This is a genomic window from Streptomyces sp. NPDC057271, assembly GCF_042668715.1.
Lineage (GTDB): Bacteria > Actinomycetota > Actinomycetes > Streptomycetales > Streptomycetaceae > Streptomyces.
On record NZ_JBHUYJ010000011.1, the window covers coordinates 31,814 to 56,542 of the forward strand.

Here is a 24,729-nt window from a genome sequence, read left to right on the forward strand (position 1 = left end):
TGGTACTGGGAGGGACAGGCCGGCGGATTCCCCGGAGGGCATAATGGCGCGGCCGACGCCGACAGGAGACAGCGGCACAGGACGATCCAGGGGGCGGCCGTGAACGAAGCGCGTGAGCTCGGCAGGTTTCTTCACTCACGGCGGTCACATCTGACGCCCCAGGCCGCGGGTGTCCGTGTCCACGGCAGACGACGGGTGCCCGGCCTCCGTCGCGAGGAGGTCGCGGAGCTCGCCGGGGTGAGTGTCGTCTACTACACGCGCCTGGAGCAGGGCCGTGCCACCAACCCCTCGGACGCCGTGCTGAACGCCCTGGCCCGAGTGCTCCGTCTGGACACGGCCGAACGCGCCCATCTGTACGATCTGGCCCGCCCACCGCGGCTCCGGGTGGCTGAGCCGTCGATCCCGCAGGCGCAGCGAGTACGTCCGGACGTCCGTCGGCTTCTGGACGCCGTGGGCGCCGTGCCCGCATACGTCCTCGGCCCGAGCATGGACGTACTCGCCGCCAACGACCTCGCCCGGGCGCTCTTCCTCGACGCTGCAGGTGACCCCGCGAGTACCCCCAACATCGTCCGTCACATCTTCCTCGATGCCACGGCCCGCAGCCTGTACCCGCACTGGGACCAGGTAGCCCGCCAGACCGTCGGGTTCCTGCGCCTCTCAGCCGCGCGGCACGCCGGCGACTCCCGAGTGGGGCGCCTCGTCGAGGAAGTCGGCGAACTCAGCCCGGAGTTCCGGACGTTGTGGGCCGCACAGGAGGTCCGGGAGAAGACACACGGCACCAAGACCTTCCGCCACCCTGTGGTCGGCCGGTTCGACCTCGCCTACGAAGCCCTCACTCTGCCGGGCGACGACGGACAGTCACTCATCGTCTTCACCGCCCCCTGCGCCACTTCGGAGACCGCGCTGAAGCTGCTGGGCAGTTGGGCAGTGACAAGCTCACGCCCGTAGGGAAGTTCGCAGAGGCCCCGGCAACGGGGGAAGGGCCCGTCCTGCGCGGTGCCACCGTCGACGGCCGCATGGGCGTAGGCGACGTCGGCGAGGGAGGCGGGTGGTTTCGCCGGCTTCTGTTCGCCGTGAACCCGCCGCATGTTGGACCCACGCACGCCGGACCGACGCACGCCGGACCGACGCACGCCGGACCGACGCACGGTCGGATGCCAAGGCCCCGTACGGCCCAGGTGCGGTGGCGGCTCGTGCACGAACGAATCATGGTTGACGAGGCGCCAATTCCACGGGAACCGAGAACGGAGCACGTCCATGCAGCAGGCCCCAGGGACCTCACCACAGTTCATGGAATCCATTGCGACTCCCGAACAGGTCGAGACCCACCTGGGCACTCTGGAGTTTCCGCTCGGTGTTCCCACCGAGGAGACCGCGAAGCGCGTCTACGACCACCTGGACCACGTGCACGCGGTCAGCGCCTTTCTCGACGCGTATTCCGGTGTCAGCATGTGGGCGTTCCGCAAGGGCTTTCTCGCGGCGGGGATCCAGGACCACGACGTCATGATCTGCTCGGAGTTCATGGATCCGAAGAGCCTGGTGCTGACCGGAAACGCGGACACCGTCTATTTCGTGACGTTCCTCGATCTGACCGAGGGGCCCGTGGTCGTGGAAATGCCGCCACGCACTCTCAGTTTCGTCAATGACATGTGGTTCGGCTGGGTCGTGGACCCCGGCCTGCCCGGACCCGATCGCGGGGTGGGCGGCAGATACCTCTTCGTGCCGCCCGGATACGAGGGCCCGCTGCCCGAGGGCGGGTTCTTCACGTGCCGGGCACGCACCACGCGGCTGGTCCTGGGCGGGCGGGCGTTCCTGGAGGGCGACGATCCGAAGCCGGTGGCCGAGCGCGTCAAGGAGGGGCTGCGCCTCTACCGCTACGTCCCGGGACTGTACGGAACAAGTCTCGCGGAGATCGTCACCGGGGGCACGGCCCCACCGCTGCCGTGGACCGCGGAGACCTGGACCGCCGCGCTCCGGGAACCCGCTCCGCCCCGCTTCGTCGAAGGCACCGGGCTCTCCATGAACACGGTCCCGCCCTCGGACGCGACGTACTTCGACTTCGCGAGTGAACTGGTCCATGACCAGCCGGCGGAGGCGCTCGATCCCGAGATCGCCGGTGCTCTCGCCGCGATCGGGATCGTCAAAGACAGACCCTTCCAGCCGGACGCCCGTATGAAGAAGATCCTCACCGAAGCGGCCGCGGTGGGGAACGCCACGGCCCGCACGCTCGCCTTCCTCCCGCGCCCGGCCGAGGGAGCGCACTACTACGGCACGTCCTCCCGGTGGCTCAACGGCCTGATGGCATCCGGCTACGACTTCATGACCCCACCGGCGACGGTCACCGACAAGGGCATCGAGCCCTGCCCGAGCGACGGCGCCCGGAAGCTCAACCTGCGGGCCTGGTGGTGGTACCTGGCCGTGGGCATCAGCCCGGCGTTCGCGACGTCGCTGACCGGTATCGGCTCACAGTACGTGTTCGCGTTCGCGGACCGGGAGGGCCGGTCCCTCGACGGCGGCAGGGACTACCGTCTGGTGCTGCCGCCGGACATCCCCGCGGCCAGGTTCTGGTCGTGCACCGCGTACGACAACCAGACACGCTCGATGCTCGACACGCCGCAACGGTTCCCCCGGGCCGGCAGCCAGGCCTACCCGAGTCCGGCGGCGATCGCCGATGCCGACGGCACGACGACGGTGCACTTCGGGCCCCGCCGGCCCGACGGCGTGCCGGAAGGCAACTGGATCCAGACGATGCCGGGCAAGGGATGGTTCGCGGTCCTGCGGCTCTACAGCCCCCTGCAGGCGTTCTTCGACAGGACCTGGCGGCCGGGCGAGATCGAGGCGGTGGACTGATCCCGGCGTGCGACTGCGGTGATCCGAAGGCGCGAGGATCCGGACCGCGAGGTGGCCACGGACGGCGCCTGCGCGGGTGCGGTCGGCGTGCGGGCTCGGGAAGCCGGCCGCGCGGCTGACGGCAGATCCGTCGGAGGCCCGGAAGCGGCCCGACCGGGCGATCGCCTCCCAGGACGAGTTCTTCCGCGCGGTGGACATGCGTTCCGCGGTGCCGTGACGTCGCTGGCGGAGGCCGTCGGCCCCGGAGTTCGCCTACCGGGACGGCGTGATGGTCCGCCGGGCGACCTCGCACGGTCCGGTCGCGGTCGGGCCCGGCAAACCGGAGGACGTCCTCGCCCGCACCGGCAGGCTGCCGGCCTTCGCGGCCGGCAACGACGACGTGGACGTCGAACTGCTCCGGTCCGCGCGGTTCGCCCTGCTCGTCGTCCACGACGACGACGTCCGGGAGTACGCCTACACCGACTGTGCGGAGCGGGCACGCGCCGCGGCCGAGAGGTACGGCTGGACGACGGTCAGCGTGTAGGACGACTGCAAGACCGTGACGACTGCAAGACCGTGACAACGTGAAGACCGCTCTGACGGAGCGGCACGACTAGGAGGAGCACGATGAGCCAAGTGAGCGAAGGCGTCAGCCCCGGCACATCGGCCGGGACCCTGACCTCGATCAGCGTCCCGGACCGGTTGGAGACGGTCTTCGGCACGCTGGACTTCTTCGACGGCCTGCCCCTGCCCGACACCGTCACCCGCAGCTACGACGCGCTGGACCTGCTGCGCGGGATCGAGGTGTTCCTCAACTGCGTGCCCGGAGCCTCGATGGTGGCCATGCGGCGCGGCCTCGCCGGCCTCGGCATCGACTCCCGCACCATCGGCTTCACCTCCCCGCGCTGCAGCTCGGCACCGCTGGTGCTCACGGCCAACACGGAGACGACGTACGGGATGGCCTGCCTGGCACTCGACCAGGACGGACCCACCGTGATCGAGGCGCCGCCGAACTCGCTGTGCTTCGTCAACGACCTGTGGCAGCGCTACGTCACCGACATGGGCATCGCCGGACGCGACAAGGGAGAGGGAGGCAAGTACCTCTTCCTGCCGCCGGGTCACGACGGCGACGTCCCCGACGGATACTTCGTCACGCGGCCTGCGACCTTCTCCTCCTGGGTGCTGATGCGTGCGCTGGGCGGTGAGGAGAGCCTGCTCCAGACGCGGATCTACCCGCTCTCCGCCGCTGCGGACCCGCCCGAGCAGCGATTCGTCAACTTCGCGGACTCGGACTTCAACACCGTCCATGCGAACGACTTCTCGTTCTTCGAGGAGATCGACACCCTTGTCCAGTCGGAGCCGCCCGAGGCGCTCGATCCCGAGCGGGCCGGACAGCTCGCCGCGATCGGCATCGTGCCCGGCAAGCCTTTCCAGCCGGACGACCGGATGCGCTCGATCCTCGACACCGCCGCGCGGATCGCCTCGGGCATCGTACGGACGCTGGCCTTCAAGCCGCGTGACCCGCGCTATTACTACTACCCCGGCAGCTCGTGGAAGAACCCGTGGCCGTCGCGCAGCTACGAGTTCCTGTCGGCGGAGGGCGCCCGGTTGCTCGACGCTCGGGCGGTGTTCCACTACGTCGGGGCGGGCACCTCGCCGGCGATGGCGGCGGCGGCCGTCGGCGCCGGATCGCAGTACGCCTACACGGCGGAGGACTCCACCGGTGCCTGGCTCGACGGTGGGCGCTCCTACACGCTCAGGCTGCCGAGCGGCATCCCGGTGAAGAACTTCTGGGCCGTCAACGTCTACGACCCGCAGACCCGTTCGATGCTGCGCACCGACGATCCGTATCCGAGCGTGAACAGCCTCTCGGACGCCGTCCGGTCCGAGGACAACGGCGACACGGTCATCCACTTCGGCCCGACGGCGCCGCAGGGCAGGGAGGGCAACTGGGTCCGGACCGTCCCCGGCAAGGGATGGTTCATGATCCTCCGCCTCTACGGTCCGCTCGAAAGCTGGTTCGACAAGAGCTGGCGGCCGGGCGAGATCGAACCGGTGTGAGGTAGGCGGCCGTGGGTGAGGCGATCGGTCAGATTCTGCCCTACGGCGTCGCCGTGGCGCTGAGCGCGTTCCCCATCATCGGTGTGGTGCTGATGCTCGCCACCCCCAGGGCGCGCTCCAACGGGCCGGCGCTGCTCCTGGGCTGGGCCCTGGGCCTGGCCGTGGTCGGCACGATCGTGCTGCTGGTCTCCGGCGGCGCCGACCCGAGCGACCAGGGGCAGCCGGCCGACTGGGTCAGCGCGCTCGACCTGGCGCTCGGCGTACTGCTGCTGTGGGTGGCGGTGAAGGAGTGGCGCGGCCGGCCACGCGGCGACGAGGAGGTGCCGCTGCCGAAATGGATGAAGACGGTCGACTCGTTCACCCCTCTCAAGGCGCTGGCACTCGGGACGGCCCTGTCCGCCCTCAACCCCAAGAACCTGCTGCTCTCGATCGCCGCGGCGTCGGCGATCGCGCGCACGGACACCTCCGCCGGCGCACAGGCCGTGGCACTGGCGGTCTACGTGGTGCTCGGGGCGCTCGGGCCCGGAACACCGGTCGTGCTCTACTTCACCCTCAAGGAGCGCTCGAAGCACATCCTCGACGGTCTCAAACGCTGGATGGAGCGGAACAACACGGCGATCATGGCAGTGATCTGCCTGCTCTTCGCCGCGAAACTGCTGGGCGACGCCATCAGTGATCTCTCCTCGTGAGGGCGGACATGCGCGGGCTGTTCCCCTCGCTGCGGGGTTACCGGCGTCAGTGGCTGGGCCGGGACGCGCTGGCCGGGATGACCGTGTGGGCGGTGCTGGTGCCCGAGGCACTCGCCTACGCGACGATCGCCGGCGTCTCGCCCGTCGTCGGCCTCTACGCCGCGCCGGCGGCCCTGATCCTCTACGCCGCCTTCGGCAGCTCCAGACACCTGGTCACCGGTCCCATGGCGGCCACGGCGGCACTCTCGGCGGCGATCGTTGGCGAGGCCGCGGGCGGTTCGAGTGCGGACTTCGCCGCGATGACGGCGGCACTGGCCGTCACGGTGGGCATCGCGGCGCTCCTCGCCGGTCTCCTGCGCCTCGGCTTCGTCGCCAGTATCATCTCCGAGCCCGTGCTGAAGGGCTTCATCGTCGGCCTGGCGCTGACGATCATCGCAGGTCAGCTACCGAAGCTGTTCGGTGTCGAGGGCGGGTCCGGGAACTTCTTCGAGAAGATCTGGGCCCTGATCGGAGACCTCGCCGACACCAGCGGGTTCACCGTCCTGGTCGGCGTCGGCAGTCTCGCCCTGATCCTCGTTCTCAAGCGGGTCGCCCCGGGGGTACCCGGCTCGCTTATCGCGGTGGCGCTGGGAATCTCCTTGGCCGCGGCCTTCGATCTGGAGGCCCATGGTGTCGATGTCGTCGGCAGCATCGAGAGCGGTCTGCCCTCGTTCGGCTTCCCCGATGTCTCGGTCGACGACCTGGGCGGTCTCGCCGCCGGAAGCGTCGGCGTGACGCTCGTCGCCTTCGCCGAGGGACTCGGTGCGGCGAAGAACTACGCCGCCCGCGACCACTACGCGGTCGACGCCAACCGTGAGCTGATCGGGCTCGGAGCCGCCGGCCTGGGCGCCGGCCTGTCCAGTGGCATGGTCGTGAACGGCAGCCTCTCGAAGACCGCCGTCAACGTGTCGGCGGGCGCGCGCACCCAGCTTTCCGGGGTCTTCGTGGCCGCCCTGACCCTGATCACGCTGCTCTTCCTCACCGGCCTCTTCGAGAAGCTCCCTGAGACGGTGCTCGCGGCAGTGGTGATCGCGGCCGTGGTCGAGCTGGTCGACATCCCCGCGCTGTCCGCCCTCTACCGGGTCTTCACCCGCAGGCTCGGCCAGGCGTACGGCGTCGCCGCGCGCCCGGATTTCCTCGCCTCGGTGGCCGCGTTGCTCGGAGTGATCACCTTCGACACGCTGCCCGGCCTCTTCATCGGCATCGGCGCCTCGTTGCTCCTGCTCCTGTACCGCTCCTCGCGCCCGGTCGTGAGCGAACTGGGGCGGCTACCCGGGAACGGACACTTCGCAGCGCTCGACAGACACGTCGAGAGCCGCCGGGTCCCGGGTGTGATCGTGCTGCGGGTCGAAGCCGGCATCTACTTCGCCAACGCCGAACGGATCGAGTCCACGGTGCGAGAGGCAGCCGGACGGGAAGGGGTGACGGCCGTCGTGATCGACGCCGAGACGGTCCCCTTCGTCGACGTCAGCGCGGTGCGCATGCTCGACGAGCTGACCGAGGTACTGGAGGCCCGAGGAGTCCGGCTCCTGCTGGCCCGCGACGTGGGACAAGTCAGGGACGTCCTGCGCACCGCCGCGGCCAGGGCGCAGCTGAGGCACGTCTATCCCACCGTACGGGCGGCGGTCGACGCGGCCGTGACCGGCACATGACGCGACCGGACGAACGGCAACCCTGTCGGCAGTCGCGTGCCGACTTCTGAGCGCAGGCAACGGGTCAGTGTGAGTGCTGATACACCGGGGGACGGCTGACCGGACATGCGAACCGTTGTAGGCTCCGAACATCGCCCTTGACCTGCAGAAAGCAGGCAGGGAGCAGACACTTCGGGAGTTTCTCCATGCTTCGTACGATGTTCAAGTCCAAGATCCACCGCGCCACCGTGACCCAGGCCGATCTGCATTACGTCGGATCCGTCACCGTCGACGCCGAGCTCATGGAGGCGGCCGATCTGCTGCCCGGGGAGCTCGTGCACATCGTCGACATCGACAACGGTGCCCGGCTCGAGACGTATGTCATCGAGGGCGAGCGGGGCTCCGGGGTGATCGGGATCAACGGGGCCGCCGCGCATCTCGTGCACCCCGGGGATCTGGTGATTCTCATCAGTTACGCCCAGGTCGAGGACGCCGAGGCGCGGGCGCTCGTGCCGCGCGTGGTGCATGTGGACGCGGACAACCGGATCGTGGAGCTCGGGGCGGATGCCTCCGCGCCGGTGCCCGGCGGCGACACCGAGCGCAGCCCGCACGCCGTGGCCGCACGCGCCTGACCGCACGCCGTAGCCGCACGCCGTGGCTGCACGCGCCTGACCGCACGCCGTAGCCGCGCGCCTGACCGCGCCGTTCCGAGGGAGACGATTCGCATGGCCGAACGGGAGATCCGCGACGACAGGGAGAAGGGGCGCCTGGAGGCGTTCGAGGACGGCCGCTACGTCGGAGTGGTCGTCTACTTCACCCTGGACGCCGCGCCGCACGCCCTCGTGGCCGTGCACACCGTCGTCGAGGAGGGCGACGAGGGCAAGGGCATCGCAGGCTCCCTCGTACGGGAGTTCTATGCCATCGCCGCTCGCGAGGGCGTCCCCGTGGTGCCCCTCTGCCCGTACGCCGCCGCGTGGGCCGAGAAGCACCCGGACGAGGCTCCCCCACCCCCGGAGGACATCGTGCGTGCGGCCAAGCTGCAGCTCAAGGCCACCCCCGAGCTGTGGTGACCCTCGCTCTCCTGCACACCTCCGAGGCGCACGCCGCCGTCTTCGACGGGCTGCGCGACCGCCATCACCCCGGCCTCGGCCTGCGGCACCTCGTCGCCGAGGAGCTGCTCGTGCGAGCCGGGGCCGAGGGTCCGGACGCCGTGTCCGACGCCGTTCACGACATCCTCGCCGAGGCCGTCGCGGGCGGCGCCGACGCTGTCCTCTGCACCTGCTCGACCCTCGGCGGGGTCGCCGAGCGGCATGCCACGGCGCTGGGCGTGCCCGTGCTGCGGGTGGACCGGCCGATGGCAGCCGAGGCGGTCCGCTCCGTACGCGGTGAGACGGGGGTCCCCCCGGGCGAAGGCCGGGGGAGGATCGTCGTCGTCGCGACCGTGGAGTCCACGCTCGCGCCCACGCTCGACCTGCTCCGGGAGGAGTCGGGGCAGCGGACCTCCTTCGTCACGACCCTGCTCGTCGACGGCGCCTGGGACCGGTTCCTGGCCGGGGACCGCGACGGCTATCTGGACGCCGTCGCGACGGCCGTGGACGGCGTCGAGACGGCCGGCGCGCCCGTGATCGTCCTCGCCCAGGCATCCATGGCCGACGCCGCCGAGCGGACCGCCACCCCGCTGACCGTCCTCTCCAGCCCTCGCCTCGGTCTCGCCGCCGCGGCCACGGCGGTGCGCCGACACGGATGAATGGCCCCGACGGGCGCGGGCAGACGCTCCGGGAGAGCCTGGGGCCGTACCGCCCCGTCGACCGAGAGGCCCGACATGACCCAGCCACCCGTCCCGGCGCCGCCGTCGCCGATCCCGCCGCCCGGCCCGGTGCCGTCCCCGCCGGCCCCGGTGCCCGAGCCGCCTCCCGTGCCACCGCCGAACCCGGTCCCGGAGCCGCCGGGCCCCGCCCCCGTTCCGAGTCCCGAACCCCAGCCCGAACCGGGCCCCGCCGGGCGCTGAGCCCTTGTCACGGCCTGTGACCTTCCCCTACCTTGGGCGACTGCTGATGAGTTCAGCCGAGGGGTTCAAGGGGGGGCCATGGCCTTACGGGGACGACACCGCCGGCAGCAGCCGAGCCGGATCAACGCCGCGTCGCTCACCGTCACGGCGAGCGGCGTCGGCATGGCGCTCCCGCTGGTCGGCGCAGGGACGGCCCAGGCGGCATCCCTCGACGTCTGGGAGAAGGTCGCCGCCTGCGAGTCCTCCTCCAACTGGCGGATCAACACCGGCAACGGCTACTTCGGCGGCCTTCAGTTCAGCCAGTCCACCTGGGAGCGGTACGGCGGCACGCACTACGCGCCGCGAGCCGACCTCGCCTCCAAGGACCAGCAGATCGCCATCGCGGAGAAGGTCCTGAAGGGACAGGGGCCGGAAGCCTGGCCGACCTGCTCCACACGCGCCGGACTCGGCGCGGAGAAGACGGGTGTGACGCCCGCCTCCGTCCCCCGGCAGCGAACCGTGCAGGCGAAGGCCCCTGCCGCGCCCGCGACGCCGACGACCGTGCCGACGGTCCGCGAGATGTACACGGTCACCCCCGGCGACTCGCTCTCCCGCATCGCCCGCGAGGAGCGGGTCAAGGGCGGCTGGCAGCGGCTGTACGAGGCCAATCGCACGGTGGTCGGCGACGACCCCGATCTGATCCGCCCCGGTCAGAGGCTGACCCTCCGGATCACCGCGCCCGCGAAGCCCGTACCGGCGGCCAAGCCCCCGGCCGCCAAGGCCCCGTCCACGAAGGCGCCCGCCACGAAGGCCCCGGTCACGAAGGCGCCCGCCACGAAGGCCCCGGTCACGAAGGCGCCCGCCACGAAGGCCCCGGTCACGAAGGCGCCCGCCACGAAGGCGCCCGCACCCACCACCAAGCCCGTCTCGAAACCGGCCTCCCGGCCCGCGGCCACGACGAAGCCCGTCAGCAAGCCGGCGAGCAGGCCCGCGGCCGACGCCGACAGCTTCTCGGCGCCCGTCTCCGCCTCCATCGGCACCCGCTACCGCGTCTCCGGTTCGTCCTGGTCGAGCGGCTACCACACGGGCGTCGACTTCCCGGTCCCGACCGGCACCTCCGTCAAGGCCGTCGCCCCCGGCCGGATCGTCTCCGCCGGGTGGGGCGGGGCCTACGGCTACGAGATCGTCATCCGGCACGACGACGGTCGCTACAGCCAGTACGCCCACCTCTCCGCGCTCTCCGTGCGCGAGGGTCAGCGGGTCAACGGCGGGCAGCGCATCGCCCGTTCAGGATCGACCGGCAACAGCTCGGGACCGCACCTCCACTTCGAGGTGCGGACGGGTCCCGGGTACGGCTCCGACATCGACCCCCTCGCCTACCTGCGCGCCCGCGGCGTCTCGATCTGACACCTGCCGGACCGCCCCCCGGCGATCCGCCGCCGTAGGGTCGGAGGGCGACGGCCGATCTGACACCGACAGGGAGTCGGACGACGTCGTCAGCCGCTCGACGGTGAGCTGGACGATCCCGAGGGCCGCCACCGCGCCGCAGATCAGCGCCGCGACCGTGCCGGCGGCGCCGTAGCGGAAGGTCTCGCCGAACAGTGTGAGACCGACCGTCGCGGCCACCACCGGGTTGACCACCGTCACGGTCGCCAGCGGGGCAGCGAGCCCGGCGCCCCGGTAGGAGGCCTGGGAGAGCAGCAGCCCGGTCACGGCGAGCGCCGAGAGGACCAGCAGGCTGGGCCACTGGGCGAGCGGTGCGCTCGACGTCCACTCCACCGCCACGGTCTTGGTGAAGACCGAGGCGATCCCGAACGAGACGCCCGCCGCTGCCGCCAGGGCGATGCTGCGCAGCACCGGCCGTCCCAGCAGGTGTGCGACGGCGAAGAGCACGCCCACCACGCCGAAGGTCCCGGCGGCGAGCAGCCAGCGCTCGGCGTCGGCCAGGGACTGCGTGTCGGCGCCGCCCGTCAGGCTGAGCAGCCCGGCGAGACCCACCGTGGCCATGAGCGCGCCGCGCCAGGCCGTGCGTCCCGCCCGCCGTCCGACGAAGAGCGCCGCCATGGGCAGCGCGAAGACGATGGTGAGGGCGCCCAGCGGCTGGACCAGACTGAGCGGACCGTAGGCGAGCGCGGCCACGTGCAGCACCGCGCCGAGACCGTTGAGCAACACGGACCCCCACCAGGCCGGGCTGCGCAGCGGCGCGTACGTGAGGCCTGCGGCGGAGGCCGCGACCCGCTCCTGCACGATCGCCGCGGCCGCGTAGGCGACCGCCGAGACCAGTGACAGGAGCACGGACAGCAGGAGGGGGCTCATACATACAACGATCTCTCTTCCGGGCGTTCACGTCGTCGTACCTGGGAACGCCTTCGGTCGTACTGCCGTCGCAGTACGGGACCGTCACGTACGGCCTGAGATGTACGCCCGCGCAGGTCAGGAGGGGTGGAAAGCGACGTTTCCGGTATCCAGGTCGAAGCGGGCGCCCACGATCCGCGCCCTGGCGAAGGCCTCATCCCGAGCCAGTCGGCGCCGGATCCGAGCCACATTGGCCCGTACGGTGTTCTCCACCCAGTCGCCCGGAAGCCCCCGCGCCGCCCGCGCCGCGGGGGCGCCGGCGGGCCCGCGAGGCGGGCTGCGCGTGGCTCCACGTCGACTTCGAGGACGACCTGCGGCCGTTCTACCTCGATGCCTGCGGATTCACGCCGACCACGGCCGGCCTCCTCGCCCTCTGACTCCTCGGCCGACCCGCCCCCGGCCGTACCATACGGCCCTACCTACAGGGAGGTGTCGTGAAGCGACGATGGAAATGGATGCTGGTCCTCAGCGTTCCCGCGCTCGGGTTCTCGGGGCTCGCCGTCGCGGCGCTCGTGGCGTTCGTCGCCGACGGCCCGACGGCCGAGTTCTGGTTCCCCACCAAGGGCTCGGACAGCATGATGAGCGCCCGGGGCGCGTCCCTCTCCTATGCCCTCGTGGCGGCCCTCGGCTTCGCGATCGCGTGGTCCCTGTCGAAGGGCGCCGACAGGACCGGACCGGCGCATGGCGAGGACCCGCCCGCCGACGCCCGCTGACACCGCCGACGAACGAACACAGGGCCCTCGCCCGCGGAGAAACTGCGCGCGGGGGCCCTGTTCAGGCTTGTGGGCTACTTCTTGCCCTGGGTCTGAAGGGCCCGTTTTCCGCCCTGCTCAGAGGGCCGCGCACCCCGGGTGACCTGCGGTCGAGCGGTCGTTGTTGGTCACTGGTGGCCGTCGCTGGTCGGCGTCGGTGGGCCCAGAGAGGGCCCAGCTTGGGACCCGAGGATGACCGCTGCTGAGATTGCCGGCAGCTGCTTGGCTACCGGCAGTTCAGAGAAGAGGGCAGGTCGAACGGTCATGCGCCCGAGCGTTACGGTGATCCGTGGTCACCGGCCACGGCTTGGCCCGGTCATGAGCCGATGATGACCGTGGATGACCGAGTCATGACCTCGGGCGACCGGAACCTTTGAATTCCCTTACCCGGGCACGACATGGCCAGGAGGCGGCGACGGTGGATCTCGTCGAGAGCGGACGGGTCGGCGGCTTCTTCGCCCTGCGGACGACCGCCCCGGAGACGGTCGGCGCTCATCGGCCGCTCGCACGCCTGTACGCGGGGGAGGGCGGCCCGCTCTCCGCTCGCGTCGACCGCGTGGGCGCCCGGCTCGGGGCGCCCGAGCGGCGGGTCGCGGCCTCCATCGCCCACCTGGGGCTCGCGGCCCGGCTCTGGTCGACCGCCCTCGGCCCGGCCGCGCTCTTCGGCCGCTTCCCCGACCTCGACCCGAGCCGGCTGCACTGGGATGGCGCCCTGACCTCGCCCGACGACCTGTGGTGGGCGGGCACGGCCACCCGCCCCGCCACGGTGGCCGATCTCCGCGAGGCCGTTCAGCTCGCCCATCTCGTCCCCCTGCACGAGGCCCTCCGCCGCGACGGACGGATCTCGCCCCGGCTGCTCTGGGGAAACGCCGGTTCGGCCCTCGCCGGGGCGCTGCGGGAACTCACCCGCTGGGCCCGCGCCCAGGACCGGCCCGAGGTCGCCGCCCGCGCCGGGGCGCTCGTCACCGGCCTCTTCGCCCACCCCGACCTGGCCGGGACCGTCCAGGGCCCGGCCCTCCGCCGTACCAGCTGCTGCCTCTACTACCGCTGTCCGAGCGGCGGGCTCTGCGGAGACTGTGTGTTCGACCACCCTCCCGCGCGACGACGCCCCACGGGTTTGGAGACACGGCCCCCGGCTCCGTAAAGTTCATCTTTTGGAACGACTGGAACGACCCGCGATCGAGGAACGGCAGAGGCCATGACGGTGACCGAAGAAACCCAGGGGTACGGGCCGGGTATCGACCCCGATCGCCTGGCCGTCTGCCTGAGCGTGCTCGACGAGCTCGACAAGCTGGAGGTCGACCACCCCGACGCGATCGCCGTCCGGCGCGCCACCGCCGGCATCTACCGCACGGTGAAGCAGCGTCGGCGCCAGGAGCGCCGGGCCGCGAAGACGGCGCACGACAAGGCGGTCACCGAGGCCACCGCCACCGGCTCCGCCCAGCGGATCGACGACGAGACCGAGGGCCTGCTGCCCTCCTCCGTCACCGAGGCCGGCAAGATCGCCGGGATACTCCAGCGTCCCCGGTCCTGCTACACCTGCAAGACGCGGTACGTCGAGGTCGACTTCTTCTACCACCAGCTCTGCCAGGACTGCGCGGCCCTGAACCGCGCCCGTCGCGACGCCCGTACCGACCTCACCGGGAAGCGCGCGCTGCTCACCGGCGGCCGGGCCAAGATCGGCATGTACATCGCCCTGCGCCTGCTGCGCGACGGCGCCCACACCACGATCACGACCCGCTTCCCCAAGGACGCCATCCGCCGCTTCAAGGCCATGGAGGACTCGGCGGAGTGGATGAACCGGCTGGAGGTCGTCGGCATCGACCTGCGCGACCCCGCGCAGGCGGTCGCCCTGGCCGAGCAGGTCGCCGAGCAGGGCCCGCTGGACATCCTCATCAACAACGCGACGCAGACCGTGCGCCGTCTGCCCTCCGCCTACTCCGCCCTGGTCGAGGGCGAGAGCGCGCCGCTGCCCGCCGGGGAACTCCCCGCACACCACGTGATCGGCGCCTTCAACTCCGGCGCGGTGGACGGCCTGACCGCGCTGCCCGTCGGCGTCAGCGGCCTGGACGCGCAGAAGGTCGCCGACCTCGCCCTGGTCGCCGGCAACGCGAGCGTCGAGCGGCACCGTGACGGCAGCGCCATCGACGCGGGTGGACTCCTTCCGGACGTCGTCGAGACCAACACCTGGGTGCAGACGATCGACCAGATCTCCCCGGTGGAGCTGCTCGAGACCCAGCTCTGCAACTACACCTCGCCGTTCATCCTGATCAGCGCGCTGCGGCCGGTCATGGCCGACGCCGCCAGGAAAGCGGCCAGCGGGCGCGCCTACATCGTCAACGTCTCCGCGATGGAGGGCGTCTTCGGTCGCGGGTACAAGGGCGCCGGGCACCCGAACACCAACGCCGCGAAGGCGGCGATGAACATGGTGACGCGGACCAGCGCCCAGGAGATGTTCCAGAGCGACGGCATCCTCATGACCTCGGTCGACACCGGCTGGATCACCGACGAGCGCCCCCACTTCGACAAGCTGCGGCTGGCCGACGAGGGCTTCCACGCCCCGCTCGACCTGGTCGACGGCGCCGCCCGCGTCTACGACCCCGTCGTTCGCGGCGAGGCGGGCGAGGACCTGTACGGCTGCTTCCTCAAGGACTACGCGCCCGGCAACTGGTAGATCACCGCGCCACACGGCCCGTCACCCGTCACCACGCCGTACGGACGCGTCACGACGCCACACCGCCTGCACCACCGCGTCAGCTCACCCGGATCACCTCGCCAAACCGCTCCGATGTCCGAAATTCACTCGATTGCGTCACACTTCTCAGCCCCATGGAGCGTTGGCGCGCTCATTTGGTTAGTCTGATGCCCAAGGTCGACCACCCGGGATTCACCAAATCCTCACGGTCGGCCTGGGGACTGGCCTGCCACCAAGGCCGCGGTCCCGCCCGAAAGCCGGCGCCACCGCGACCGAAACGGCCATGTCCTCATAGGTACGCGACACAAGGGAGTGCGCGGTGACACCAGAACTGACGAAGCAGGAACAGCGACCGGCCGAACGCCCGGAGCGGCCCCACCGCCCCGGTGAGCTGGGAAGCCTCGATGTGTGGGCGCATGCTGCACCGATCCGGCTGGCGGGCTACGAGGACGACCTCGCGGAGCCCCACATCCTGCCCGGTATCGACTGAGTCGTACCGCTTCATTCGTGCCCCCGGACACCTCCGCGCCCGGGGGCACGGGTCTGCCCGGCCCGCGTACGCCCCGGAACGCAGAGGCCGTCAGCGGCGGGCCGTGCTTCCCAGTTCGACCGGCGGCAGGTACTCCCGTACCAGCGTGCGATGCCACCACGCGCCGGTCTCCCGCAGCTCCCGCCAGGTCGTGAACCGGTAGCGGTACAGCCGGGCCCGGACGAGGGCGGGCGGCGCGTCGGGGAACGGGTTGTGCCGCAGCAGTCGCAGTGTGTCCCGGTCTCCTTCGAGCAGCCGCTCCACGAACGGCCCGAACCAGTCCCGGGCGTACACGGGGGAGAGCGCGGCGAACCACATCAGCCAGTCGAGTCGCAGATGGTACGGAGCGAACTGGCGCGGCACCCTCCGAGGGTCCCCGGGCTTGCCCTTGAAGCCGTACTCCTTCCATACCATGCCCGCGTGCGGCACCCGCTCGTCGGTGCCCTCGACGACGATCTCGTCCCGGATCCGGCCGACCGTGCCGAAGGCGCCGTACGAGTTGACCAGGTGGAACGGGTCGTACGAGCGGTTCATCGCCTGGCGCCGGGAGAGCAGGTTGCGCGCCGGCCGGTAGCTGCGGACCAGGACCAGGGCGGTCACGGCGGCGACCACGACGACGTACCAGACCGGCGGGTCGGGCTGGGGGTGGTCGCCCACGAGGAGCGAGCCGTCCACCGCGGAGAGCGCGAGGACGATCGTCAGCCAGTTCAGCCAGGCGAAGTTCCCCGAGAGCACCAGCCACAGCTGGGTCGCCACCATCAGACCGGCGGCGACCGTCGCCACCGGCTGCGGTGTGAAGAGCAGCACCGGGACCAGCAGCTGGACGATGTGGTTGGCGGCCACCTCGGCGCGGTGCAGCGGGCGCGGCAGGCGGTGGAAGAACCAGCTGAGCGGACCGGGCATCGGCTGGGTCTCGTGGTGGAAGTAGAGGCAGGTCAGGTTCCGCCAGCAGCGGTCACCGCGGATCTTGATGAGCCCCGCGCCGAACTCGACGCGGAACAGCAGCCAGCGCAGCAGGAACAGGACGAGGACGGGTGGTGCGGTGTCGTCGTTGCCGAGGAAGACCGCGAGGAAGCCGGCTTCGAGGAGCAGAGACTCCCAGCCGAAGCCGTACCAGGTCTGCCCGACGTTGACGATCGAGAGGTACAGGGCCCAGAGCACCGCCCACCAGAGCATCGAGACGGCGAGCGGCACGGCGTCGCCGACGCCGGCCACCAGGGCGAGGGCCAGGACCGCGCCGGTCCAGGCGACCGTGGCGAACAGCCGGTCCGAGTAGCGCCAGTGGAAGAGGCTGGGGGTCCGGCGCGGCTCCACCCGGCGCAGGTACTCCGGTACGGGGAGCATGCCGCGCTCGCCGATCAGGGCACGGAACTGGAGAGCGGCCGACAGGAAGGCCACGACGTAGAGGCCCGCGAGCCCCCGCTGGAAGACGATCCGGCTCAGCCAGTAGTCCGGTGCGGTGAACCACTCCATCGCTTCCAGTATCGGCGCCGCACGGAGCGGGTGTCAGCCGCGGTACGGAGCAGCGTCAGCCCTTCTCGTCCTCGTCCTGGCCGCGCATGCCCTCCGCCTGGGACGGAGTGGTGCGGGTGGTCGCGGGGTGCCGGTGGTCCCGCTGGAGCGCGTCCATGTCCTCTTCGAGCCGCTCGCCCTCGGCCTGCGAGGGAGTGCTGTACATCTCGTACTGGTCCTGGGCCACGGCAGCCTCCCGGGTCGGAACATCTGCCTACAAAGGGAGCGTAACCCCGGGCGTCATCCCGCGGCGCGCTCCGCGACGACGCGTCCGAGCGTGCGGCCGAGACGGCGTGCGTAGGTGTGCTGGAGGGCGGGAACGAGGGGGCCGGCGAGGCGTGTGTACCAGGTGGCGGGGCGGCTGAAGGCGGTGACCGTGAACCAGACCGTGCCGTCGGGGTGGAGATCGACGACGAAGGACTCCTCGCCGCTCTCGGGATGTCCGGCGCGGGTGCCGTACGCGAAGCCGATACGGTCCCGCTCGTACGCCGTCCAGATCACCTCGCAGGGTGCGGCGAGACGGACGGGCCCGGCGCCGACCGAGACCTCGACGAAGGCGCCGGGTTCGGCGCGGACGGCCCGGCTGCGGACCTGGGCGCCCGAGGCGCGGTGCATCCGCCAGGTCGTGACGGCGGCCCCGGCGCGCTCGAAGGCGTCCCGGCCCCGGCCGACGCGGACCATGTGGTGGAGGTGGTGGTACCCGCCGGGGAGGACGTCGCGCGCGGTGGCGCCGACCTCGCGGTAGTTCAGGGGTGCGGCGGCCGGAGTGGTGAGGTCGCGTATCAGACGGGCCATGGTGCGGTCTCCTTCGAGGGGGTGGCCGCCCGCAGGCGGCGCCAGGCGAGCAGTGAGCAGAGCGCGAAACCGAGGGCGTTGCCGAGGCCGTGGGTCGCGGCCATCCAGGTCAGGTTCGGGTGGGGGAGTCCGGTGGCCTCGCCGAGCGCCCAGCTGAGGGCGAGCAGCATCGTCGCCACCAGGACGGCGGCCGAGACGGCGAGGAGGCCGCGGGTGACGCGGTCGGCGGCGCCCGGCCGCAGGTCACGCCAGGTCGGCAGGGCGACGGCCCACATCCCCGCGGTGAGGACGACCGCCCCGGCGAGCTCGGCCCAGTCGTCGATGAAGTAGCCGGTCAGGACGAGCAGGGTGCCGAGCGGGACGCTGAGCGCGGCGAAGCGTGTCGCGGCTCCGTCGGACGTACGGCAGACCAGGCCGGCCACGAGGGCGGCGGCGAAGCCCGCGAAGTGGAAGTGCGGCACGGTCAGGGCCAGGATGTCGAGGTCGAAGCCCAGCAGTTCGTGGCCCGCGCGTTCGGCGACGAGGGCGAGGCCCGCCACCGACGGGGTCACGAGCGCGGTGAGCACGGCGACCTCCGAGGGGGCGGCGGACCGGAGACCGCCGGGCGGCCCCCCGGCGGGAGGTGGTCGGAGGAGCGCCGCGAGCCGGGCCGGGGCGCAGAGCGCCAGCGCGAGCGTGGCGAGCGCGTAGACGGCGGCGAGCGCGGCGGCGGTGGGGGAGCGGGGGAGCCAGAGGGCCACGGCTCCGGGCAGGGCGAGCAGTGGCCAGGCGCGGCGGAGCAGGAGGAGACCGCGTGGCCGAGGGCCGTCGATCAGTCCGAGCCCGGCCGGGACGACGACGAACATGCCCAGCATCACGATGAGGCCGACCAGCACGGACACAGGTTCCACCCCCTGGTTGAACGTGTTCAAACTTGCTGGCTCAGAGACTAGGGCCTTACTTGAACGTGTTCAAGTCCTCTTCTCGGCCGGCTTCCCCCGCTCGGCCCCGCCCCGCTTGCGGCCGACGTCCCGGTGCGACAGACATGAAGGAATGTCTCGGGGTGGAAAGAGGCGGGAGATCCACGTGCCATCACCCATACGCCGGTCATCCCGGCCCCACGTCACCGCACCGGCCGTCGGCGTGCTGGCCGTGGCACTGGTCCTCGCGGGCTGCGCGGCCGGCGACGACGCGGGCGAAGGCGGGGCAGCGTCGGACCGGACGGCCGCCACCTCCCAGGAGGTCTTCCTCCAGCCGGTCGCCGACCGGGGCCCCGACCCGTTCACCGCCTCCACGGCCAGGGCCGGCGTCCCGTCCCCGGCCGCCACGGCCCCGCCCGGCACCTCCACGGGCGGAACGATCCGCGAGGTCACGGGATCCACCCCCGGGCTCTACGGCGGCACCCGGCAGGTCGCCAGCTGCGACGTCGAGCGGCAGGCCGAACTGCTCGCTCGCGACCGGGTCAGGACCCGGGTCTTCGCCGAGTCGGCGGGCATCCCCGAGGCCGGTGCCGCCGACTGGCTGCGCGGCCTCACCCCCGTCGTCCTGCGCGCCGACACCCGCGTCACCAACCACGGCTACCGCGACGGGGGCGCCACCGCGTACCAGTCCGTCCTCCAGGCCGGTACCGCGGTCCTCGTCGACCAGTACGGCGCGCCGCGGGTGCGCTGCGCCTGCGGAAACCCGTTGCGCTCACCGGTCACCGCACAGGGCGCCACCCACCAGGGCAAGCCCTGGTCCGGCTACCACCCCGACCGCGTCGTGGTCATCCGGCCGACGACGACCGTCGTCACCAGCCTGGTCATCGTGAACACCGTCGACAACACCTGGATCGAGCGGAAGACGGGCACCGACGGGGAGCGGGACACCCGCCCGGCCGTGATCCCGCCCTGCGCCCCCGCCGCGTGCGACCTCACCGGAACGCCCGCCCCCGTACCGTCCCCCTCGGTCACCGACGGCTCGCCCGATCCCGGCCGTGGCGAGTCGACGCGCCCGGACGGCTCCACCCCGCCCGGGGACGTCTCCCCGCCGGCGCCGCCGACGACCGAGTGCCCCGCACCGGACCCGTACCCGAACGGCACGCCGGACACCGCCTCCCCCGACGCCACCGCCCCGGACCCCTCGATCCCGCCCGACTGCCCCACCCCGCCCTGGCCGGAGCCGCCCGTGGAACCGCAGCCCGAGCCGGAGCCCGAGTCCGACGCGCCCTCCTTCGAGGACCTGTTCCCGATGGAGACGGCTCCCCGGCAGCCGGAGACCTTCGAGGGCTGAGGCGTGATCTCCGCCGTGCGCACGGCCGGGCCTGCGCCTAGCGTGGCCACATGAGCGCGGGTAGCGGGGGTGACGAGCCGACGGAGCCCTGTCGCTGCGAAGCGGGCACGGGCGGCGTGACGTGCTGCTTCCTCCGTGACTACGGCCGGGCGTTCCGCATGGGCAGCTTCGACTGGGATCTCGTCGCGGGCCTGATGACCATGGACGAGGGTGCCCTGCGGGTCTTCGACATGCGCCCCGACGAGTACGACGACCACCCCGCCACCCTGTCCTCCCGCGTGGGGCCCGACGAGGGCAGGCAGCTCGACACCCTCGTCACGCACGCGCTGAAGGACGGCAGCGACCACTACGGCGCCTACTTCCGCGTCCGCACGCGGAGCGGCACACCCCGCTGGACGCACACCGAGGGGCAGATCCTGCGGGACGAGACCGGCCGCCCCGTCCGAATCGTCGGCATCGTCCGGGACGCGTCGGAGGAGGTCACCGAGCAGGCCGCCCGGCTCGGCCTGGACGAGGGCCGGCGCGAACGCACCAGCGTGGTGGAGTCCACCACGGCCGCCCTCGCCCACGCCCGGACGGTTCAGGACGTCATCGACCTCCTGAACGACACGCACGGCCTGGAGTCCTTCGGTGCCACCAGCCTGGTCATGGGGCTCATGGAGGCCGGCCGGATCCACCTCGTCGCCGAGGGTCCCCAGGGCGCCTTCGTGCCCGGCACGCGATTCACCCGGCTGGACGAGCCGTACCCGATGGGCGAGGTGATCCGGACCCTCAGGCCTCGGTTCATCGAGTCGCCGGAGGACTTCGCCGCGTCGTACCCGATTCTGTGGCCCCACATCAGCGGGCTCGGCATCACCTCGGCGGCCTACCTCCCGTTGATCGCCCAGGCCCGGCCGATCGGCGCGCTGGGGCTGCTCTACAGCGACCGGACCGGCTTCAGCCCCGACGAACGGAACCTGCTGGTGGCGCTCGGCAGCAGCATCGCGCAGAGCCTCCAGCGCGCCATGCTCTACGAGCAGGAACACGACCTCGCCGAAGGGCTCCAACAGGCGATGCTGCCGCGCCGCATCCCGGACGTGCCCGGCGCCCAGATAGCGGTCCGCTACCGCTCGGCACGCCTCGGCCGGGACATCGGCGGCGACTGGTACGACGTCATCCCGCTGCCCGGCGGGCGGGTCGGCGCCGTGATCGGAGACGTCCAGGGGCACGACACCCACGCCGCCGCCGTGATGGGGCAGCTCCGGATCGTGCTGCGCGCCTACGCCGCCGAGGGCCACATGCCCGCCACGGTGATGGCCAGGGCCTCGGTCTTCCTCCACGAGCTGGACACCGACCGCTTCGCCACCTGCACGTACGTGGAGGCGGACCTCACGACCGGCGCCGTGCAGGTGGTCCGCGCCGGGCATGTCGACCCGCTGCTCCAGGACACCGACGGAAGCTGTCGTCGGCTGCCCGTGGACGGAGGGCTGCCCCTGGGCCTGTCGGCCGAGTTCGACCGCCTCGACTACCCGTCGACGACGCTGGGGCTGTCCCCGGGGCAGACGCTGCTGCTGTACACCGACGGGATGATCGAGAAGCCCGGATCCGACCTCGACGACGGGCTGAGATGGCTCTCCTCGCTGGTGCAGGAGGGACCACGCGACCTCCAGCCGCTCGCCGACCACCTCTGCGAGGTCGTGGACGAGCGGGGAGGCGAGGACGACATGGCGCTTCTGCTGCTGCGGCGGCAGGGCGCGTACTTCCCGCAGTCGGGCGGCCGGCTCCAGCAGCACGTGGCGCAGAGCGACCCGGAGGCGCTGCGGTCGGCCCGGCACATGATCCGGGCGGCCGTACGGGCCTGGGGAGCGGGGGAGCGTTCGGACGAGATCGAGCTGGCCGCCGACGAGCTGATCACCAACGCGCTGATGCACACCGACGGCGGCGCGATCGTGACCCTGCGCATGCTGGCGGGCCCGGAACGCCGGCTCCGGGTGGAGGTGGAGGACCGTTCCAGCGCGCTGCCACGGCGCCGGGAGGCGGGCGAGGCGGGCGTCTCCGGGCGGGGTCTGATGCTCGTGGACCGCATCTCGGACGTCTGGGGCGTCGAATCGCGGGGCAGCGGCAAGTGCGTTTGGTGCGAATTCATTGTTAACTCTGCGTACATAGATCGTACTTGACCGTAACGGACCGCACACGATTGACTGCGGTACCCGCCGCCCTGGTTTCCGCCACGCGGTTTCCGCCACCTGAGGACATGGGGATCTCTTGAGCAGTCAGCTTCTGGCACCTCTCGATCTGGCTTTCTGGCATCTCGAATCCACCGACCACCCCATGCACCTGGGTGCCCTCGCCCACTTCGGCCCGCTCCCCGGCGACGGCGACCCGTCCGCCGTCCTCGACCTCCTCGGAGACCGCACCGCCGCCATCCCGCGTCTGCGGATGAGGGTCCGCGACGTCCTGCTGCCCGTCGGCGGCGCCGCCTGGGCCACCGACAAGCACTTCGACGTACGACGCCACGTGCGGGAGCTCGCGCTGCCCGGCGCCGACTTCGGCGCCGAGACCGCCCGGCTGGCCGGCGAGCTGATGGAACGGCCGGTCGAACGCGGGCTGCCGCCCTGGGAGATGTACCTGCTCACCGGCGCGCCCGACGGCTCCTTCGCCGTCCTCGTCAAGCTCCACCACGCCCTCGCCGACGGCATGCGGGCGGTCGCCATCGGCGCCGGGATCTTCGACGAGATCGCCGCCCTCACTCGCCGTACCGGGCGGAAAGGGGGTACGCGAGGCGACGACCCGGACGGGCGGCGGCGTCCGGTCGCCGTACCGCCGCGCTCCTGGCTCCCCGGTCCCGGGCGGATCATGGGCGCCGCCCGCGAACGCATCGGCGACCTCGGCCGGGCCGTCGACGTCGGTGCCTCCGTCGTCGGCGCCTCGGTCGCCCGGGCCGGCCGGCTCGACCCGCCCGCCACGGCCGCACTCGCCGCCGACTCCAGCGGCACCCGCCGGGTCGCCACGGCCGTCCTCGACCTGGACCGCGTCCACCGGATCCGCCGGGCCGCGGGCGGCACCGCCAACGACGTCCTGCTCGCCCTGGTCGCCGGAGCCCTGCGCCGCTGGCTCGACGAGCGCGGCGAACCGCTTCCCGGCGTCGACCCGCGCGCCCTGGTCCCCGTCTCGCGCCGCCGGCCCGGATCCCCCGCGGCCTCCGGCAACAGCCTCTCCGCCTACCTCCTCAGCCTGCCGGTAACCAAGCCCGACCCCGCCGTCCGACTCGCCGAAGTACGCCGTGCCATGGACCGCAACAAGGCCGACGGGCCGCTGCGCGGCGCCGGGGCCCTGGCCGTCCTCGCCGACCAACTGCCTCCGCTCGCGCACCGCTTCGGCGCCCCGCTGGCTTCCGGCGCGGCGCGGCTGCTCTTCGACGTCCTGGTCACCAACGTGCCGCTGCCCCGCTCCGCCCTCTCTCTCGGCGGGGCTCCCCTTCGCACCCTCTTCCCGATGGCCCCGCTCGCCCGCGGCCAGGCGCTCGCCGTCGCCATGTCCCCGTACGGCGGCCGCGTCCACGTCGGCCTGGTCGCCGACGGCAAGGCCGTCCCCGACCTCGACGCGCTGGCCACCGCGCTCTCCGCCGAACTGGACCTCCTCGACGCGCTCGACCTCCCCGACGGACGCGGTCCCCTCGGCGGGGCCGGCTGAACGCGCGGCCGGACAGCGGCTGCGGCAGGGTGGAGCCATGCCCGAACTGCCCGAGGTGGAAGCCCTGCGAGCGTTCCTCGACGAGCACCTGGTGGGCAAGGAGATCGCCCGCGCCCTGCCCGTCGCGATCAGCGTGCTCAAGACGTACGACCCGCCCCTGAGCGCCGTCGAGGGCGCCACCGTGACCGGGGTCGCCCGGCACGGCAAGTTCCTGGACATCGCCACCGACGGCGCCGCGGGGCGGCTCCACCTCCTGGTCCATCTGGCGCGCGCGGGCTGGCTCCAGTGGAAGGACCCCCTGCCCTCCGGCGCCCCGCGCCCCGGCAAGGGGCCGCTCGCCCTGCGGACCGCGCTCACCGGCGGCGACGGCTTCGACCTCACCGAGGCGGGCACCACCAAACGCCTCGCCGTCCACCTGGTCAGGGACCCCCGGGACGTACCCGGCGTCGCCCGGCTCGGCCCCGACCCGCTCGCCGAGGACTTCGACCTCGCCGCCTTCACCGCCATGCTCACCGGGGAGCGGCGCCGGCTCAAGGGCGCCCTGCGCGACCAGAGCCTGATCGCCGGGATCGGCAACGCGTACAGCGACGAGATCCTGCACGTGGCGAAGATGTCGCCGTTCAAGCCGACGCAGAACCTTACCGAGGCCGAGACCGCCGTCCTCTACGAGGCGATGCGGGCCACCCTGCGCGAGGCCGTCGAGCGCTCCCACGGAGTCGCGGCCGGCGAGCTCAAGGCCGAGAAGAAGAGCGGGCTCAGGGTCCACGGCCGGACCGGCGAACCGTGCCCGGTCTGCGGGGACACCATCCGCGAGGTGTCGTATCGAGACTCCTCGCTCCAGTGCTGCCCCACCTGCCAGACCGGCGGCACCCCCCTCGCCGACCGCCGGACGTCCAGGTTCCTCAAATAGCGACCTCGCCTAGACTCCGCCGC

General features: G+C 72.0%; 23 protein-coding genes and 1 pseudogene. 19 read left to right on the top strand and 5 right to left on the bottom strand.

The window, feature by feature from the left end; translation table 11 throughout:
* Positions 1–99 precede the first annotated feature (99 nt).
* From ACFUJR_RS08095 to ACFUJR_RS08140, 10 genes are all read left to right on the top strand, one after another.
* Positions 100–948, top strand: a complete 849-nt coding sequence (locus ACFUJR_RS08095; RefSeq protein WP_383165061.1) for a helix-turn-helix domain-containing protein — start codon at positions 100–102, stop codon at positions 946–948.
* A 342-nt stretch (positions 949–1,290) separates the two neighbouring features.
* Positions 1,291–2,850 (top strand): DUF1254 domain-containing protein, encoded by a 1,560-nt coding sequence (locus tag ACFUJR_RS08100; RefSeq protein ID WP_383165058.1) that lies wholly within the window; start codon positions 1,291–1,293, stop codon positions 2,848–2,850.
* A gap of 265 nt (positions 2,851–3,115) precedes the next feature.
* On the top strand, positions 3,116–3,373 hold the full coding sequence (locus ACFUJR_RS08105; protein WP_383165055.1) for a hypothetical protein: 258 nt from the start codon (positions 3,116–3,118) through the stop codon (positions 3,371–3,373).
* An 83-nt stretch (positions 3,374–3,456) separates the two neighbouring features.
* Positions 3,457–4,890 carry a DUF1254 domain-containing protein gene (locus ACFUJR_RS08110; RefSeq protein WP_383165053.1) on the top strand — a complete coding sequence of 478 codons (1,434 nt, stop codon included), beginning with the start codon at positions 3,457–3,459 and terminating at the stop codon, positions 4,888–4,890.
* Between the two features lie 11 nt (positions 4,891–4,901).
* A complete protein-coding gene (locus tag ACFUJR_RS08115; protein WP_383165050.1) occupies positions 4,902–5,579 on the top strand; it encodes a GAP family protein in 678 nt (225 codons plus the stop codon).
* Between the two features lie 8 nt (positions 5,580–5,587).
* Positions 5,588–7,270, top strand: coding sequence for a SulP family inorganic anion transporter (locus ACFUJR_RS08120; protein ID WP_383165047.1), 1,683 nt, complete (start codon positions 5,588–5,590; stop codon positions 7,268–7,270).
* A gap of 185 nt (positions 7,271–7,455) precedes the next feature.
* Positions 7,456–7,881, top strand: a complete 426-nt coding sequence (gene panD / locus ACFUJR_RS08125) for an aspartate 1-decarboxylase (RefSeq protein ID WP_383165044.1) — start codon at positions 7,456–7,458, stop codon at positions 7,879–7,881.
* Positions 7,882–7,974: 93 nt separating this feature from the next.
* The gene (locus ACFUJR_RS08130; protein WP_383165041.1) at positions 7,975–8,319 is read left to right on the top strand and encodes a GNAT family N-acetyltransferase; all 345 of its coding nucleotides are present in this window, start codon (positions 7,975–7,977) and stop codon (positions 8,317–8,319) included.
* Entirely contained in the window at positions 8,316–8,996 is a 681-nt protein-coding gene (locus tag ACFUJR_RS08135; RefSeq protein ID WP_383165038.1) for an arylsulfatase, read from the top strand. The genes ACFUJR_RS08130 and ACFUJR_RS08135 overlap by 4 nt, the downstream gene beginning before the upstream one ends.
* A gap of 339 nt (positions 8,997–9,335) precedes the next feature.
* Positions 9,336–10,643 (top strand): transglycosylase family protein, encoded by a 1,308-nt coding sequence (locus ACFUJR_RS08140; RefSeq protein ID WP_383165035.1) that lies wholly within the window; start codon positions 9,336–9,338, stop codon positions 10,641–10,643.
* Here the strand turns inward: ACFUJR_RS08140 and ACFUJR_RS08145 are convergent.
* Entirely contained in the window at positions 10,524–11,552 is a 1,029-nt protein-coding gene (locus tag ACFUJR_RS08145) for a DMT family transporter (protein ID WP_383165032.1), read from the bottom strand. The genes ACFUJR_RS08140 and ACFUJR_RS08145 overlap by 120 nt on opposite strands.
* A gap of 299 nt (positions 11,553–11,851) precedes the next feature.
* Between ACFUJR_RS08145 and ACFUJR_RS08150 the strand changes: the two are divergent.
* The 5 genes and pseudogenes from ACFUJR_RS08150 to ACFUJR_RS08170 form a co-directional block, all read left to right on the top strand.
* A pseudogene (locus tag ACFUJR_RS08150) lies at positions 11,852–11,968 on the top strand (acetyltransferase); the annotation flags it as partial.
* Between the two features lie 57 nt (positions 11,969–12,025).
* Positions 12,026–12,304, top strand: coding sequence for a hypothetical protein (locus ACFUJR_RS08155; RefSeq protein WP_383165029.1), 279 nt, complete (start codon positions 12,026–12,028; stop codon positions 12,302–12,304).
* 457 nt (positions 12,305–12,761) lie between these two features.
* The gene (locus tag ACFUJR_RS08160) at positions 12,762–13,487 is read left to right on the top strand and encodes a (2Fe-2S)-binding protein (RefSeq protein WP_383165026.1); all 726 of its coding nucleotides are present in this window, start codon (positions 12,762–12,764) and stop codon (positions 13,485–13,487) included.
* A 54-nt stretch (positions 13,488–13,541) separates the two neighbouring features.
* Positions 13,542–15,017 (top strand): SDR family NAD(P)-dependent oxidoreductase, encoded by a 1,476-nt coding sequence (locus tag ACFUJR_RS08165; protein ID WP_383165023.1) that lies wholly within the window; start codon positions 13,542–13,544, stop codon positions 15,015–15,017.
* Positions 15,018–15,357: 340 nt separating this feature from the next.
* Complete coding sequence (locus tag ACFUJR_RS08170) at positions 15,358–15,528, top strand: hypothetical protein (protein ID WP_361431199.1); 171 nt, start codon at positions 15,358–15,360, stop codon at positions 15,526–15,528.
* A gap of 90 nt (positions 15,529–15,618) precedes the next feature.
* Here ACFUJR_RS08170 and ACFUJR_RS08175 read toward each other — a convergent pair whose 3' ends face one another.
* From ACFUJR_RS08175 to ACFUJR_RS08190, 4 genes are read right to left on the bottom strand one after another with little or no spacing between them, the layout of a single operon-like run.
* A complete protein-coding gene (locus tag ACFUJR_RS08175) occupies positions 15,619–17,040 on the bottom strand; it encodes a lipase maturation factor family protein (protein WP_383165020.1) in 1,422 nt (473 codons plus the stop codon).
* A gap of 55 nt (positions 17,041–17,095) precedes the next feature.
* A complete protein-coding gene (locus ACFUJR_RS08180; RefSeq protein ID WP_383165017.1) occupies positions 17,096–17,266 on the bottom strand; it encodes a hypothetical protein in 171 nt (56 codons plus the stop codon).
* Positions 17,267–17,319: 53 nt separating this feature from the next.
* Positions 17,320–17,874: a DUF1990 family protein gene (locus tag ACFUJR_RS08185; protein ID WP_383165014.1), complete on the bottom strand. Its 555-nt coding sequence runs from the start codon at positions 17,872–17,874 to the stop codon at positions 17,320–17,322.
* A complete protein-coding gene (locus tag ACFUJR_RS08190; protein WP_383165156.1) occupies positions 17,862–18,755 on the bottom strand; it encodes a YndJ family protein in 894 nt (297 codons plus the stop codon). Before ACFUJR_RS08190 ends, ACFUJR_RS08185 begins: the two co-directional genes overlap by 13 nt.
* 184 nt (positions 18,756–18,939) lie before the next feature.
* Here ACFUJR_RS08190 and ACFUJR_RS08195 point away from each other — a divergent pair, with 184 nt between their 5' ends.
* From ACFUJR_RS08195 to ACFUJR_RS08210, 4 genes are all read left to right on the top strand, one after another.
* Positions 18,940–20,124, top strand: a complete 1,185-nt coding sequence (locus tag ACFUJR_RS08195; protein WP_383165012.1) for a DUF6777 domain-containing protein — start codon at positions 18,940–18,942, stop codon at positions 20,122–20,124.
* A 50-nt stretch (positions 20,125–20,174) separates the two neighbouring features.
* Positions 20,175–22,280, top strand: a complete 2,106-nt coding sequence (locus ACFUJR_RS08200; RefSeq protein ID WP_383165009.1) for a SpoIIE family protein phosphatase — start codon at positions 20,175–20,177, stop codon at positions 22,278–22,280.
* Positions 22,281–22,368: 88 nt separating this feature from the next.
* Positions 22,369–23,796: a wax ester/triacylglycerol synthase family O-acyltransferase gene (locus tag ACFUJR_RS08205; protein ID WP_383165007.1), complete on the top strand. Its 1,428-nt coding sequence runs from the start codon at positions 22,369–22,371 to the stop codon at positions 23,794–23,796.
* Between the two features lie 37 nt (positions 23,797–23,833).
* Positions 23,834–24,706, top strand: a complete 873-nt coding sequence (locus tag ACFUJR_RS08210; protein ID WP_383165004.1) for an Fpg/Nei family DNA glycosylase — start codon at positions 23,834–23,836, stop codon at positions 24,704–24,706.
* Positions 24,707–24,729 lie beyond the last annotated feature (23 nt).

Bases quoted from the DNA above. Each gene is read 5' to 3' on its own strand.
- ACFUJR_RS08100 (WP_383165058.1), top strand. From the start codon at position 1,291: ATGGAATCCATTGCGACTCCCGAACAGGTCGAGACCCACCTGGGCACT.
- ACFUJR_RS08110 (WP_383165053.1), top strand. From the start codon at position 3,457: ATGAGCCAAGTGAGCGAAGGCGTCAGCCCCGGCACATCGGCCGGGACC.
- ACFUJR_RS08120 (WP_383165047.1), top strand. From the start codon at position 5,588: ATGCGCGGGCTGTTCCCCTCGCTGCGGGGTTACCGGCGTCAGTGGCTG.
- panD (WP_383165044.1), top strand. From the start codon at position 7,456: ATGCTTCGTACGATGTTCAAGTCCAAGATCCACCGCGCCACCGTGACC.
- ACFUJR_RS08130 (WP_383165041.1), top strand. From the start codon at position 7,975: ATGGCCGAACGGGAGATCCGCGACGACAGGGAGAAGGGGCGCCTGGAG.
- ACFUJR_RS08140 (WP_383165035.1), top strand. From the start codon at position 9,336: ATGGCCTTACGGGGACGACACCGCCGGCAGCAGCCGAGCCGGATCAAC.
- ACFUJR_RS08145 (WP_383165032.1), bottom strand. From the start codon at position 11,552: ATGAGCCCCCTCCTGCTGTCCGTGCTCCTGTCACTGGTCTCGGCGGTC.
- ACFUJR_RS08165 (WP_383165023.1), top strand. From the start codon at position 13,542: ATGACGGTGACCGAAGAAACCCAGGGGTACGGGCCGGGTATCGACCCC.
- ACFUJR_RS08175 (WP_383165020.1), bottom strand. From the start codon at position 17,040: ATGGAGTGGTTCACCGCACCGGACTACTGGCTGAGCCGGATCGTCTTC.
- ACFUJR_RS08185 (WP_383165014.1), bottom strand. From the start codon at position 17,874: ATGGCCCGTCTGATACGCGACCTCACCACTCCGGCCGCCGCACCCCTG.
- ACFUJR_RS08200 (WP_383165009.1), top strand. From the start codon at position 20,175: ATGAGCGCGGGTAGCGGGGGTGACGAGCCGACGGAGCCCTGTCGCTGC.
- ACFUJR_RS08210 (WP_383165004.1), top strand. From the start codon at position 23,834: ATGCCCGAACTGCCCGAGGTGGAAGCCCTGCGAGCGTTCCTCGACGAG.